This window comes from Rathayibacter sp. AY1F4 (assembly GCF_002931775.1).
Classification (GTDB): domain Bacteria; phylum Actinomycetota; class Actinomycetes; order Actinomycetales; family Microbacteriaceae; genus Rathayibacter.
Window position 1 is genome coordinate 34,595 of the sequence record NZ_PSVE01000004.1, and the last position, 12,202, is coordinate 46,796.

The following is a 12,202-nucleotide window of genomic DNA, read 5'->3' on the forward strand; positions in this document are numbered from 1 at the left end:
AGGCGCGGCCCAGGATCCGAGCGCACACTGAGCGGATGAGACGCCGCCGCCCCCGCCCCCGCGCCGACTGGATCGTGGCCCTCGAGAAGGGCGACGACGCCGGGCTCTTCGGACCGGGCAGCGCGGTCTGGGCGGTCAACGGCGGCCTGCCCACGATGATCGCCGGAGTGCGGGCTCTGCTCATGCAGACCCTCCACGCCGGAGCGATGGCCGGTGTCCACGACCACTCCCGCTACCGCGAGGACCCGATGGGCCGGCTCGACAACACGGTCCGCTGGGTCCTGACCACCAGCTTCGGCGACACCGCCGCGGCGAGCGGAGCGGCGCGCTGGGTGACCGGCGTGCACGAGCGGATCGTCGGCTCCTACGAGGACGCCGGCGGGCGCGAGCGCTCCTACTCGGCGCAGGACCCCCGCCTGCTGCTCTGGGTGCACGACGCCTTCACCGACGCATTCCTCGGCGCCCACGAGATCTGGGGCGGACGGATCCCCGGCGGCCCCGACGCCTACGTGCGCGAGTGGGCCGCCTCCGGCCGGCTGCTCGGAGTGCAGGATCCGCCCGAGAGCGTCGCGGAGCTCCGCGCGCAGCTCGCCGGATTCGCGGGCGAGCTCAAGCCCGACGCACGTGTGCACGAGGCGGTCGGCTTCCTCCGCGACATCCGGCTGCCGGGCGAGGCGGGCGTGGTCTACCCGCTGCTGTTCGCCGGCGCGGTCGCCTCGCTCAGCCCCGAGGTGCGGAGGCTCCTGGGCCTCCGGCGCCCGTGGTGGCCCGCGATCACGGCGAACCGCCTGCTGTTCGTGTTCCTGGGCCGCTATCTCGGCCGGGTGTCACCGAGCGAGCAGGCCGCGATCGACCGCATCGCCGGCCTCGATCAGGTGCGCACCGGCGCCTGACGCTCTTCCCGTACACCTGTCCGGGAAGTGGTAGACTGACATCGATGACTCCCGCCCGCCTCGCCTCCGTGCCCGCGGCGGAGTCCCCCTCGGCGCCCGGCTCCGCCGATCCGCGAGCCCGGCGCACCCGCCGCCGCGTGTTCGACGCGGTGGAGCGCCTCGTCATGCAGAGCGACGGCGAGAGGGCCGAGGGCATCGCCGTGAGCGACATCGTGCGCGAGGCAGGGATCAGCCGCAGCTCGTTCTACGCCCACTTCGACGACGCGGCGGGAGTCGCCTCAGCGCTGCTCCGCCAGGACCTCGTGGTCGCCGACGTCGCCGAGGGCGATCCCGCCGATCGCTCCGGAGCCGACGCCCTGCAGCGCGGCTACTCTCGGCTCGTCGAGCGGCTGGTCGACCGCCACGCCTTCCATGCCCGGCTCCGCGCGCGGGCCTCCGCCCGGGTCGCCTCCGACGACGCCGTGCTCGACACGGCGCTCGCCCTGCACCGCGAGGTGCTCGCCCGGGTCGACGTCCCCGCAGCGGTCGACCCCGAGCTCACCGCGGTCTTCGCGGCCGGCGGCGTCCTCTCCGTGGTCGGCGCCTGGCTCGCCGGCTCGCTCGACGGCACCGACGAGGAGCTGGTCGAGCACCTCGTCGCGCTGCTCCCGGCCTGGCTCGCCGCGGCGCCGCTGCGCCCCCTGGACTCCTCACTCCCACCACGCCCCACGACGAAAGGCACGACATGATGACATTCGAGGTCGGCGAGACCCTGGTCTACCCGCACCACGGAGCGGTGACGATCACCGGGCTCGAGAAGCGCTCGGTCAAGGGCGTCGAGAAGACGTTCATGACGATGAACGTGCACACCAGCGAGCTCACCATCACCCTCCCCGTCGAGAACGCCGAGCTCGTCGGCGTCCGCGAGATCATCGACGACGCCGGAGTCCAGGCGGTCTACGACGTCCTGCGCAGCGACGTCGCGGAGGAGGCCAGCAACTGGTCCCGCCGCTTCAAGGCCAACCAGGAGAAGATGGCCAGCGGCAGCGTGTACCGCGTCAGCGAGGTCGTCCGCGACCTGTGGCGCCGCGAGCAGGCGGGCGGCGTCTCGGCCGGCGAGAAGCGGATGCTCCTGAAGGCGCGTCAGATCCTCGTGTCGGAGCTCTCGCTCGCCCTGAAGGGCACCGACGAGGAGGCCTCGGCCAAGCTCGACGAGGTCCTCGCCTCGGCGATCTGACCCCGCGTCGCGGCGGGTCGGCTCACTCGGGCCGGCACGCCGCGATGATCCTCGCGGCGACCTCGTCCTGCGAGGCGGAGCCGTCGATCCGCACCAGGAGCTCGCGCTCGTCGTAGACCTCCGCCAGAGGAGCCGTCTCGCGCTCGTAGACCTCGATCCGGTTCCGCACCACCTCGGGGTCGTCGTCGGCGCGGTCCTGCTCCTGCGCCCGCACGTGCAGCCGTTCGAGGACCACGTCCGCGTCGGCCGTCAGCAGTACGACGCACGAGAGCGGCGTGCCCCGCTCCTCGAGGAGCTCCGCCAGCGCGTCCACCTGGGCGAGCGTGCGCGGGTAGCCGTCGAGGATGAACCCGTCCCGGGCGTCCTCCTCGGCGATGCGCTCGGCGACCAGGGCGTTCGTCAGCTCGTCCGGCACGTACTCGCCGGCCTCCACGAGCGCCCGCAGACGCCGTCCGAGGTCGGTGCCGTCGGCGACGTGCGCGCGGAACAGATCGCCGGTGGAGATCGCCGGCACCCCCAGCTCGCGCGACAGCACGGCCGCCTGGGTGCCCTTGCCCACGCCGGGCGGGCCCATCATGATGACGCGCATCGCTCGTCCTCCTCGGTGTCGTCAGGCGATGCTAGCGGTGCGGAGCGGGGTGGCCGGTGCACACCGCGCCCGTAGGCTGGCGGGACGAGCCGAGGAGGAGCGATGCCCGCAGCACCCGGGGCCGAGCAGGCCGCCGCCGATCTGGCCGCGGTCCTGCGCGAGGTCTCCGCCGAGCTCGACGCCCGCGGCATCGCCGACCAGGCCGTCGCCGAGCTGCGGACGCCGCGCGCGATCCTCGGCTTCCGCCGCAAGCCGGTGATGGCGCCGGTGACCCGCGCGTGGCGCCTCGGCGTGGTGCTCCTCGGACGCGAGGGCGAGCTCCTCGCGACGGGCTCGGTCACTCGTGCCGTCGCTCCGCTGCACGCCAACAACCAGTCCGAGTCGCAGGAGGCGCGCCGCGAGATCCGGCGCGCCGCCTTCGACGGTCCGTTCCAGGAGGGCGAGATCGTCAACTACGGCTGGCGGCGCCTCGCACTGGACGCCGCAGCGCTCGAGTCGGGCCAGGAGCCGCTGGCCCTACGCGGCTCCGAGGTGCTCGTGCGCTGGGCGCCCGGTCTGGGAGAGCAGGGACTGATGCCGCTGCGCCGGTACCTGGCCGACCGCCTCGACCTCCTCGAGGCCGACTAGCGCCGGGTCACTCCTCCTCGGCCACCGGGTGGAACCACGGCGGGTAGACGGCGACGCGGGGAGAGGCGTCGATGCCCTCGAAGAGAGCCTTGACGCGGTTGCGGGCGGCGACCGACGCCACGCCGACCGTCGCGACGCCCTCGAGCGGGAAGCGCTCGGGCACGAGCGCCTCGGCGCTGCGCAGGGCCGGCTCGTCGACCAGGAGGCGCGCGAAGGTGCGCACGAGCGCGTCGCCCTCGGTGAAGCGCGTGAGGACGTGGGAGGCGTCGCCGTCGCTCAGGACCGGGGCGGAGGCGAGCGAGCCCACCAGGACGACGTACTGCGAAGCGGTGGTCTCGTGGGCGCTCGGCGACCAGTGCGGAGCGACCCGCTCGCCGCGCAGGTCGGCCCAGAGGGCGGCGTCGGGGGAGAGGAAGAAGGGCACGAAGCCGGCGACGCTGACGCCGTCCTTCACCTGCACGGCACGTCGGTGCTCGCGGGTGGTCTCGGCGCTGACGTCGATCGCGGGGCGCTCCTGGAGCTGCTGGTCCGCCAGGATCGCGCCGGCGGCGACGATCGCCTCGAGGTTGTCGAGGTGGGTGACGTGGTAGATCCGCTGCGCGGCGATGTCGACCTTCGGCAGGGGCTTCTCGCGCGCCGTGCCGCGGGCGGCGGCACGGGCGGTGGCCGCACGGGAGGTCCCGGGCACGCGCGCGGGGGCGCGGGTGGCACGGCCGACCTGCTCGGGGAGCTTCTTCGGGGTGCAGACGTCGCAGAGCGCGATGTCGAGGCCGTGGATGCATTCGGTGGGCACTCTGGATTCCTTCTGCGCGCGGGCTCGGGGTTCCGCCGCAGGGACGACGTTACGCGACCGGGGCCCCCGCGCGTCCCGGCGGCGGGGATCTGCGGAGCCGCGGCGTCCGCCCGGGCATCCTCTGGGAGGCGCCGGAGCACCGCTCCCCGCCGCGTAGCGTGAGCGGGATGAAGCGCGTGCCGCCCGCCGAGGGCCAGGAATCCGTCTGGGACTACCCGCGACCCCCGAGGGTCGAGACCACCACCGAGCACGTGGTCGTGCGGCTGGGCGGCGTCGTCGTCGCCGAGACCCGTGACGCTCTCCGCGTCCTCGAGACGAGCCACCCTCCCGTCTACTACCTCCCCGTGTCCTCGTTCGCGCCCGGGGCGCTCGAGCCCGCGCCCGGCCGCAGCATCTGCGAGTTCAAGGGCGCGGCCTCCTACCTCACCGTGCGCGGGGGAGGAGGAGCGGTCGCGGAGGCGGCCGGTTGGACGTACCCCGAGCCGATGGACGGCTTCGAGGCCCTCGTCGACACGGTCGCCCTCTACCCCGGCCGGATGGACTCCTGCACCGTCGACGGCGAGACGGTCCAGCCGCAGCCGGGCGACTTCTACGGCGGCTGGATCACCTCGCGCGTGGTCGGTCCGTTCAAGGGCTCGCCGGGCACGATGTTCTGGTGAATCAGACGGGGGAGGGCGGACCGAGCGGGTCCTGGACGAGGACCGCTCGTGCGGCGTCGATCCCCGAGACCTCCAGCGTCCATTCCGGCCGCACCAGGGTCTCCGGTGTGACACGGAACCGCAGCTCCTCGACCGGCGCACCGTCCGGACCGACGATCCGGTGCGTCCCGTTCGGCCGGTAGCCGAGGGCCTCCGACACCCGGATCGAGCGGGTGTTCCAGGCGAGGGCGGCGCTCTCGGCGACCTCGGCTCCGAGGTGGTCGAAGGCGAGGAGGAGCACGGCCGCGCGCATCTCCTGCCCGAGGCCGCGGCCCTGCGCCGAGCGGGTGAGCCACGACCCCGAGGTCAGGGTGCGGGTGGCGGCGAAGGACTCGGCGACCACGTCCTGGCAGCCGACGACCCGGCCGTCCTCGACCACGGCGAACGCGACGCGCCACGACTCTCGCGTCGTCTGCGCGCGCTGCGACCAGTGGAAGCGGGCGAGCTCGCCGGGCAGGCGCTCCGGCGGCGCCTCGGCCCAGGGGGAGGGGAACGGCGAGCGGCCGCTCTCGTGCACGCCCGCGAGGGCCGCGTCGGCGAGAGGGCCGAGGTCGGCGTCGCGGACCGGATGCAGCTCGAGCCGCGGCGTGCGCAGCTCCAGCGAGAACAGGGGCCAGGGGTCGGTGCTCATCCGACGACGCTAGCGAGCGGAGGCGCGCACCGCGCGACCAGGCGGGTACCGGTGGTGGGACTCGAACCCACAAGCCCTCTCGGACAGAGCATTTTGAGTGCCCCGCGTCTGCCATTCCGCCACACCGGCTCATCACCAGCCCGTCGAGAATACCGTAGGCTCATCGGCGTGACTGACCAGGAACCCTCGTCGACCGCACCCCGTCGGGTCGTCGTCGCCGAAGACGAATCCCTCATCCGCCTCGACATCGTGGAGATCCTCCGCGACAACGGCTTCGAGGTCGTCGGCGAGGCCGGCGACGGCGAGACCGCTGTGGCCCTCGCCACCGAGCTGCGCCCCGATCTCGTCATCATGGACGTCAAGATGCCCCAGCTCGACGGCATCTCGGCGGCCGAGCGCCTCTCGAAGGCGCACATCGCGCCCGTCGTCCTGCTCACCGCCTTCAGCCAGAAGGAGCTCGTCGAGCGCGCCAGCGAGGCCGGAGCGCTCGCCTACGTCGTGAAGCCCTTCACGCCCAACGACCTGCTGCCCGCGATCGAGATCGCCCTCTCGCGGTACGCCCAGATCCTCACCCTCGAGGCCGAGGTCGCCGACATGGTCGAGCGCTTCGAGACCCGCAAGCTCGTCGACCGCGCCAAGGGCCTGCTCAACGAGAAGATGGGGCTCACCGAGCCCGAGGCGTTCCGCTGGATCCAGAAGGCCTCCATGGACCGCCGGCTCACCATGCACGACGTCGCGCAGGCGATCATCGAGCAGCTGAGCACGAAGAAGGCCTAGCGCGGAGGCCGGGCCCGAGGGCCCGCGGCCTCAGGGCCAGAGGCGGGTGCGCTCCCACGGGGAGCCGCCCGCCTCCGTCGTTCCCGGGCGGTACTCGAGACGGGTGTGATCCTGCTCCGGCGCGGTCGAGCCCTGCCAGAACTCGATGCGCTCGGGCACGACGCGGTAGACGGCCCACTCCCGGTCGAGCGTCGCGGGCGAGCAGCCCACGGCGACGCTGGTCTGGAGCGTGACGAGGCCGAAGTCCTGCGCGCTGCGCATCGGCTCGCTCTGGCGTCCGACGAGCAGGGCGGTGCGAGCGGCCTCGGAGCGGCGGCGGAAGTCGTCGGCCGACTCCTGCGCGGAGGCGCGCTCGACCCGGCCCTCGACCCGGACCTGACGGCCCTGGACCGGCCAGAAGAAGGTCAGCGCGGCGTGCGGGTTCTCCTCCATGGCGCGTCCCTTGGGGCTGGTGGCATGGGTGGAGAACGCCCAGCCCGCCTCGTCGATCTCGCGCAGCACGAGCACGCGCGCCGAGACGGTGCCGTCGTCGGAGGCGGTGGAGAGCGTGGCGCCGTGGGGGAGGAGCTGCCCCGCGTCCTTCGCCTCCTCGAGCCACTGCGCGAACAGCTCGAGAGGATCGGCCGGAGCCGCCTCCGCATCGAACGAGGGCAGCTCGGAGGGCATGGACGGGAGGCTCTTGAGGAGATGGCGAAGGCTCATCCGCTCAGTGTCGCCCTTCGGGCACCACCGGGCACAGTCGCGCGCCGTCGCTTGACAGTGCCGCTCGCCGCGGTGCCGGGTCCCCGAGCGGCGCGGCCGACCGGTCGATCCCCCGTCGCTCGCAGGCACGGGCGGTCCCGACGGCGGTCGCGGTCCTGGGCGTGGTCGTCGCCCTCCGCTCCCGCGAGGGGGACCCGTCCGCTCCCGTCAGCGGGCGTCGCGGATGATGTTGGTGATCCGCACGGTGGAGAGGCGGCGCCCCTCCTGGTCGCGCACGACGATCTCGTGGGTGGTGAGGGTGGAGCCCAGGTGGATCGCGTCGCAGGTGGCGATCACGAAGCCCGAGTGGACCGACCGGCTGTGGCTCGCGTTCAGCTCGATGCCCATCGCCAGGCGGCCCGCGCCGGCGTGCACGTTCGCCGCGATCGAGCCCATCGACTCGGCGAGCACGACGTGCGCGCCGCCGTGCAGGATGCCGACCGGCTGCCGGTTGCCCTCGACGGGCATCGAGGCCACCGAGTGCTGCGGGGCGAGCTCGTGCCAGAGGATCCCCATCCGCTCGGCGAGCTCGCCCATGCCGCGGCCGATCCCGGCGACCAGGTCGAGCGCGGGCGGGCGGATCCAGGCGGTCGTGGTGGGGGTCGGCTCGGTCACGTCGCTCCTCGCGCTGGAGCCTCGGAGCGGCCCTGACCGGCGGGCGCGAGCGGGCCGATCCGGTGTCGGAGGCGCTGTGTAGTCTGGCCCTGTGTCAGATCCGGAACAGCCTACCCTCCTGCTCGTCGACGGCCATTCCCTGGCGTTCCGGGCGTTCTACGCGCTCCCGGTCGACAGCTTCCAGACCCGCGAGGGCCAGCACACGAACGCCATCCACGGCTTCCTCTCGATGCTGATCCTGCTGCTGAAGAACGAGAAGCCGACCCACCTCGGCGTCGCGTTCGACATCTCCCGCTACTCGTTCCGCACCCGCGAGTACCCGGAGTACAAGGGCACCCGCGGCGAGACGCCGCCCGAGTTCAAGGGCCAGGTCCCCCTCCTCGAGGAGGCGCTGCACGCCATGAACATCCGGACCGTCTCGAAGGAGGACTTCGAGGCCGACGACATCCTCGCGACGCTCGCGCGCCAGGGGGCCGAGGCCGGCTTCCGCGTGCTGGTCGTCTCAGGTGACCGCGACACCATCCAGCTGGTGACCCCGGACGTCACCCTGCTCTACCCCTCCACCCAGGGCGTCTCGCAGCTCACCCGCTACGACCGCGACAAGGTGTTCGAGAAGTACGGCGTCGAGCCGCACCAGTACCCCGAGATCGCCGCCCTCGTCGGCGAGACCAGCGACAACCTGCCCGGCGTCGACAAGGTCGGCCCCAAGACGGCCGCGAAGTGGGTCAACCAGTACGGCACGGTCGCCGACATCATCGCCCACGCCGACGAGATCAAGGGCGTGGTCGGCGAGAAGCTGCGCGAGCAGAAGGAGAACGCGCTCCGCAACCGCCGCCTCAACCGGCTGGTGACGGACGTCGAGCTCCCCCTCGGGCCGCACGATCTGACGCGCCGTCCGATCGATCCCGACGCGGTCCGCGAGATCTTCAGCCGCCTCGAGTTCAAGACCCTGCAGGAGCGGGTCCTCACGATCGCCGCGGAGGAGGGCGTCGACGGCGCCGCCGCGGCCCTGGCGGGCGACGTGGTCACGACCTCAGCGCCCGCCGTCCGCACCCTGGTCGACGAGGAGCTCGCGCACTGGCTCGACCGCGTGTCGGCGAAGGGCACCGCGCCCGTCGCCGTGCAGGTCCTGCTCGGAGCCAGCGGGCTCGAGGGTGTGGGTCTCGCGGTCGAGAAGGAGACGGCGTTCGTCCCGTGGGCCGCCGAGCGGCCCGACTACACCGCGCTCGAGCAGTGGCTGGCCGGGCCCGCCCCCAAGTACTTCGCCGACGCGAAGCCCCAGATCAAGGCGCTGCGGAGGGCCGGACTCCCCGTCGCGGGGCTCGCGTTCGACACCCGCGTCGCCTCCTGGCTGGTGCAGCCCACCGGGCACCCGGCCACGCTCGCGGCGCAGGTCGCGCAGCACCTCGACGAGACCATGGCGCAGGGCGACCCGAACCAGCTGGTCCCCACCGTCGAGCCGATGGGGCCCGCCACCGAGGCCTGGTACGCGTACCGGCTCGTCGCTCCGCTGCGCGAGCGGCTGGGCGAGGGGATGCTCTCGGTGCTCGTCGACATCGAGCTGCCGATCGTCCAGGTCCTCGCGACGATGGAGCTCACCGGCGTCGCGATCGACGCCGACGTGCTGGCGCGCCTCCGCGCCGAGCTGACCGTCTCGGCCGCCGACCTCGCGAGCCGCGCGTTCGCCGAGATCGGCCACGAGATGAACCTCGGCTCGCCCAAGCAGCTGCAGCAGGTCCTCTTCGAGGAGCTCGACATGCCGCGCACCCGGGCCACGAAGACGGGCTACACCACCGACGCCTCCGCCCTCGCCGACCTGCAGGAGTCCCACCCGCACCCGTTCCTCGGGCTGCTCCTCGAGCACCGCGACGCGACCAAGCTCAAGCAGATCATCGAGACGCTCGAGAAGTCGGTCACCGCCGACGGCCGGATCCACACCAGCTACGACCAGACCGGCACGGCCACCGGCCGGATCTCCTCCAACGACCCGAACCTGCAGAACATCCCCGTCCGCAGCGAGGTGGGCCGCCGCATCCGCACCGCCTTCGTCCACGGAGCGGAGGCGAGCACCCTCCTCACTGCCGACTACTCGCAGATCGAGATGCGGATCATGGCGCACCTCTCCGGGGACGCCGGGCTGATCGAGGCCTTCCACTCCGGCGAGGACCTGCACCGCTTCGTCGGATCGCGGATCTTCGGCGTCGATCCGGGCGACGTCACCTCGGCCATGCGCAACAAGGTCAAGGCGATGTCGTACGGTCTCGCCTACGGCCTGAGCGCCTTCGGCCTGTCGAAGCAGCTGCGCATCTCGAGCGCCGAGGCGAAGCAGCTGATGACCGACTACTTCGTCCGCTTCGGCGCGGTGCGCGACTACCTCCGCAGCGTCGTCGAGCAGGCCCGCGAGACCGGCTACACCGAGACGATCTTCGGTCGCCGGCGTCCTTTCCCCGACCTGCAGAGCGCGAACCGCGTCCTCCGCGACAACGCCGAGAGGGCGGCACTCAACTCGCCGATCCAGGGCTCGGCCGCCGACATCATGAAGCGCGCGATGATCGGCGTGCAGGCCGACCTCGACGAGCAGGGGCTCGGCTCTCGGATGCTCCTCCAGGTGCACGACGAGCTGATCTTCGACGTCGCGCCCGGCGAGGAGGAGCCGCTCGAGGCGATCGTCCGCGGCCGGATGGCGGGTGCCGCCGACCTGAGCGTCCCGCTCGAGGTGCAGGTGGGCCACGGGTCCGACTGGGACGTCGCCGCGCACTGAGCCGGCCGCAGCGCCTGGCTAGGCTCGGAGGCATGAGCACCGACACCCCCCGCGAGCCCACCGCCGTCGACGCCGTCGCCGAGCGCTGGGTCGACACGCTCGTCGACCTCGACCCCACCCTCGGTACCGCGATCGGACGCAGCGGCGCGAACGGCCGCCTGGGCGACTACTCGCCGGCCGGTCTCGAGCGCGCCCGGGCGGCGACCGCCTCGGCCCTCGCCGAGCTCGAGGCAGCCGACCCCGTGGACGACGTCGACCGCGTCACGGTCGCCGACCTCGGCGCCGAGCTCCGGCTCTCCCTGGAGGGGCACGACGCCGGTCTGCCGCTGCGGGACCTCAACGTGATCGCGTCCCCGGCGCAGGAGCTGCGCGACGTCTTCGACCTGATGCCGACGGACGAGGTCGCCGACTGGGAGGCGGTCGCCGAGCGGCTGCTGGCCGTGCCGGCCGCACTCGAGGGCTACGCGGAGACCCTGCGCGAGGGGATGCGCACCGGTATCATCCCCGCCCGCCGCCAGGTCGAGCTCGTCGCCGAGCAGGCGCGGAAGATCGCCGCTCCCCGGGGGTTCTTCGCCGAGCTGGCCGCGGAGGCCGCTCCCGCCGCCGGATCCCTGCCCGCGTCGCTCGCTCAGCGACTGGAGGACGGCGCCCGCCGTGCCTCGGCCGCCTACGGGTCGCTCGCGCAGTTCCTCCGGGGCGAGCTCGCCCCAGCCGCGACCGAGCAGGACGCCGTCGGCCGGGAGCTGTACGCGCTGCACTCCCGCCGCTTCCTCGGCGCTGTCGTCGACCTCGACGAGACCTACGAGTGGGGGATCGAGGAGCTGGCCCGCATGACGTCCGAGCAGGAGTCGATCGCGCGCGAGATCCTGCCCGGCGCCTCCGTCGCCGAGGCGATCGCCCACCTCGAGGCGGACCCGGCCCGCACTCTGCACGGCGTCGACGCTCTGCAGGCCTGGATGCAGGAGACGAGCGACCGCTCCGTCCGCGAGCTCGCCGGCACCGCCTTCGACATCCCGGAGGAGGTGCGCCGCCTCGAGTGCAGGATCGCGCCGACCCAGGAGGGCGGCATCTACTACACCGGTCCGAGCGACGACTTCTCGCGCCCGGGGCGGATGTGGTGGTCGGTCCCGGACGGAGTCACCGAGTTCGCCACCTGGCGGGAGCTGACCACGGTCTACCACGAGGGCGTCCCGGGCCACCACCTGCAGATCGGCCAGGCCGTCCACAACCGCGCCCGCCTCAACACCTGGCGCCGTCAGCTCGCCGGGACCTCCGGCCACGCCGAGGGCTGGGCGCTCTACGCGGAGCGGCTGATGGAGCGCTTCGGCTACCTCGACGACCCGGCCGACCGCCTGGGCATGCTCGACGGCCAGCGGATGCGCGCGGCGCGCGTCGTGCTGGACATCGGCGTGCACCTCCAGAAGCCGATGCCGGGCTCCGACGCCGTCTGGACCGCCGAGTCGGCCCTCGACTTCCTGCGGGCCAACGTGAACATGGACGACGCGTTCGTGCGCTTCGAGGTGAACCGGTACCTCGGCTGGCCGGGGCAGGCTCCGTCCTACAAGATCGGGCAGCGGATCTGGGAGCAGCTGCGCGACGAGGCGGAGGTGCGCGAGGGCGCCGCGTTCTCGCTCGCGGCCTTCCACCGGAGGGCACTCGACCTCGGCGGCGTCGGTCTCGACACACTCCGCTCCTCCCTCGCCGGCTGACTCCGGAACCCGCGCCTGGACGGGCGCGGCGAGATTGCCGTGCGCCTCCCGGGGCGTCTAAGCTGGAGTGTCACATCTGTGGCGCCGCCGTGCCCGCGGCGCGCGAGGAAGGCCGGTCCGCCGGCCGGCCGAGCGCGGCTCCCGGGCCGGAG

Annotated in this window: 13 protein-coding genes and 1 tRNA gene; 8 read left to right on the top strand and 6 right to left on the bottom strand. The window is 73.1% G+C overall.

Features of this window, described 5'->3' with window-relative positions; translation table 11 throughout:
• The first annotated feature begins 35 nt into the window (after positions 1–35).
• From C5C59_RS03080 to C5C59_RS03090, 3 genes are read left to right on the top strand one after another with little or no spacing between them, the layout of a single operon-like run.
• Positions 36–893: an oxygenase MpaB family protein gene (locus C5C59_RS03080; protein WP_104221875.1), complete on the top strand. Its 858-nt coding sequence runs from the start codon at positions 36–38 to the stop codon at positions 891–893.
• Positions 894–937: 44 nt separating this feature from the next.
• Positions 938–1,621, top strand: a complete 684-nt coding sequence (locus tag C5C59_RS03085) for a TetR/AcrR family transcriptional regulator (protein ID WP_104237497.1) — start codon at positions 938–940, stop codon at positions 1,619–1,621.
• Positions 1,621–2,109 (top strand): CarD family transcriptional regulator, encoded by a 489-nt coding sequence (locus C5C59_RS03090; RefSeq protein ID WP_068257183.1) that lies wholly within the window; start codon positions 1,621–1,623, stop codon positions 2,107–2,109. The genes C5C59_RS03085 and C5C59_RS03090 overlap by 1 nt, the downstream gene beginning before the upstream one ends.
• 22 nt (positions 2,110–2,131) lie before the next feature.
• Here the strand turns inward: C5C59_RS03090 and C5C59_RS03095 are convergent, their stop codons facing one another.
• Positions 2,132–2,698: an adenylate kinase gene (locus C5C59_RS03095; protein ID WP_104221879.1), complete on the bottom strand. Its 567-nt coding sequence runs from the start codon at positions 2,696–2,698 to the stop codon at positions 2,132–2,134.
• 102 nt (positions 2,699–2,800) lie between these two features.
• On the opposite strand from C5C59_RS03095, the gene C5C59_RS03100 reads away from it, so the two are divergent.
• On the top strand, positions 2,801–3,325 hold the full coding sequence (locus C5C59_RS03100) for a hypothetical protein (RefSeq protein WP_104237496.1): 525 nt from the start codon (positions 2,801–2,803) through the stop codon (positions 3,323–3,325).
• Between the two features lie 7 nt (positions 3,326–3,332).
• On the opposite strand, the gene C5C59_RS03105 is transcribed toward C5C59_RS03100, so the two are convergent.
• Complete coding sequence (locus tag C5C59_RS03105) at positions 3,333–4,118, bottom strand: DarT ssDNA thymidine ADP-ribosyltransferase family protein (RefSeq protein WP_104221883.1); 786 nt, start codon at positions 4,116–4,118, stop codon at positions 3,333–3,335.
• A gap of 167 nt (positions 4,119–4,285) precedes the next feature.
• Between C5C59_RS03105 and C5C59_RS03110 the strand changes: the two genes are divergently transcribed.
• Positions 4,286–4,777 carry a DUF427 domain-containing protein gene (locus C5C59_RS03110; protein WP_104237495.1) on the top strand — a complete coding sequence of 164 codons (492 nt, stop codon included), beginning with the start codon at positions 4,286–4,288 and terminating at the stop codon, positions 4,775–4,777.
• A 1-nt stretch (position 4,778) separates the two neighbouring features.
• On the opposite strand, the gene C5C59_RS03115 is transcribed toward C5C59_RS03110, so the two are convergent.
• Positions 4,779–5,447, bottom strand: coding sequence for a GNAT family N-acetyltransferase (locus C5C59_RS03115; RefSeq protein ID WP_104237494.1), 669 nt, complete (start codon positions 5,445–5,447; stop codon positions 4,779–4,781).
• 46 nt (positions 5,448–5,493) lie between these two features.
• A tRNA-Leu gene (locus tag C5C59_RS03120) sits at positions 5,494–5,576 on the bottom strand.
• A gap of 39 nt (positions 5,577–5,615) precedes the next feature.
• Between C5C59_RS03120 and C5C59_RS03125 the strand changes: the two genes are divergently transcribed.
• Positions 5,616–6,224, top strand: a complete 609-nt coding sequence (locus C5C59_RS03125) for an ANTAR domain-containing response regulator (protein WP_104221889.1) — start codon at positions 5,616–5,618, stop codon at positions 6,222–6,224.
• A 30-nt stretch (positions 6,225–6,254) separates the two neighbouring features.
• On the opposite strand, the gene C5C59_RS03130 is transcribed toward C5C59_RS03125, so the two are convergent.
• Both C5C59_RS03130 and C5C59_RS03135 read right to left on the bottom strand, forming a co-directional pair.
• Positions 6,255–6,926: a pyridoxal 5'-phosphate synthase gene (locus tag C5C59_RS03130; protein ID WP_104232645.1), complete on the bottom strand. Its 672-nt coding sequence runs from the start codon at positions 6,924–6,926 to the stop codon at positions 6,255–6,257.
• A gap of 207 nt (positions 6,927–7,133) precedes the next feature.
• Entirely contained in the window at positions 7,134–7,580 is a 447-nt protein-coding gene (locus tag C5C59_RS03135) for a PaaI family thioesterase (protein ID WP_374953878.1), read from the bottom strand.
• Positions 7,581–7,671: 91 nt separating this feature from the next.
• On the opposite strand from C5C59_RS03135, the gene polA reads away from it, so the two are divergent.
• Positions 7,672–10,341, top strand: coding sequence for a DNA polymerase I (polA, locus tag C5C59_RS03140; RefSeq protein WP_104237493.1), 2,670 nt, complete (start codon positions 7,672–7,674; stop codon positions 10,339–10,341).
• Between the two features lie 32 nt (positions 10,342–10,373).
• Positions 10,374–12,050, top strand: a complete 1,677-nt coding sequence (locus C5C59_RS03145) for a DUF885 domain-containing protein (protein WP_104237492.1) — start codon at positions 10,374–10,376, stop codon at positions 12,048–12,050.
• The last annotated feature ends 152 nt before the right edge of the window (positions 12,051–12,202 follow it).

Coding starts and splice junctions, on each gene's coding strand:
- C5C59_RS03080 (WP_104221875.1), top strand. CDS start 36: ATGAGACGCCGCCGCCCCCGCCCCCGCGCCGACTGGATCGTGGCCCTC.
- C5C59_RS03085 (WP_104237497.1), top strand. CDS start 938: ATGACTCCCGCCCGCCTCGCCTCCGTGCCCGCGGCGGAGTCCCCCTCG.
- C5C59_RS03090 (WP_068257183.1), top strand. CDS start 1,621: ATGACATTCGAGGTCGGCGAGACCCTGGTCTACCCGCACCACGGAGCG.
- C5C59_RS03095 (WP_104221879.1), bottom strand. CDS start 2,698: ATGCGCGTCATCATGATGGGCCCGCCCGGCGTGGGCAAGGGCACCCAG.
- C5C59_RS03100 (WP_104237496.1), top strand. CDS start 2,801: ATGCCCGCAGCACCCGGGGCCGAGCAGGCCGCCGCCGATCTGGCCGCG.
- C5C59_RS03110 (WP_104237495.1), top strand. CDS start 4,286: ATGAAGCGCGTGCCGCCCGCCGAGGGCCAGGAATCCGTCTGGGACTAC.
- C5C59_RS03115 (WP_104237494.1), bottom strand. CDS start 5,447: ATGAGCACCGACCCCTGGCCCCTGTTCTCGCTGGAGCTGCGCACGCCG.
- C5C59_RS03130 (WP_104232645.1), bottom strand. CDS start 6,926: ATGAGCCTTCGCCATCTCCTCAAGAGCCTCCCGTCCATGCCCTCCGAG.
- C5C59_RS03145 (WP_104237492.1), top strand. CDS start 10,374: ATGAGCACCGACACCCCCCGCGAGCCCACCGCCGTCGACGCCGTCGCC.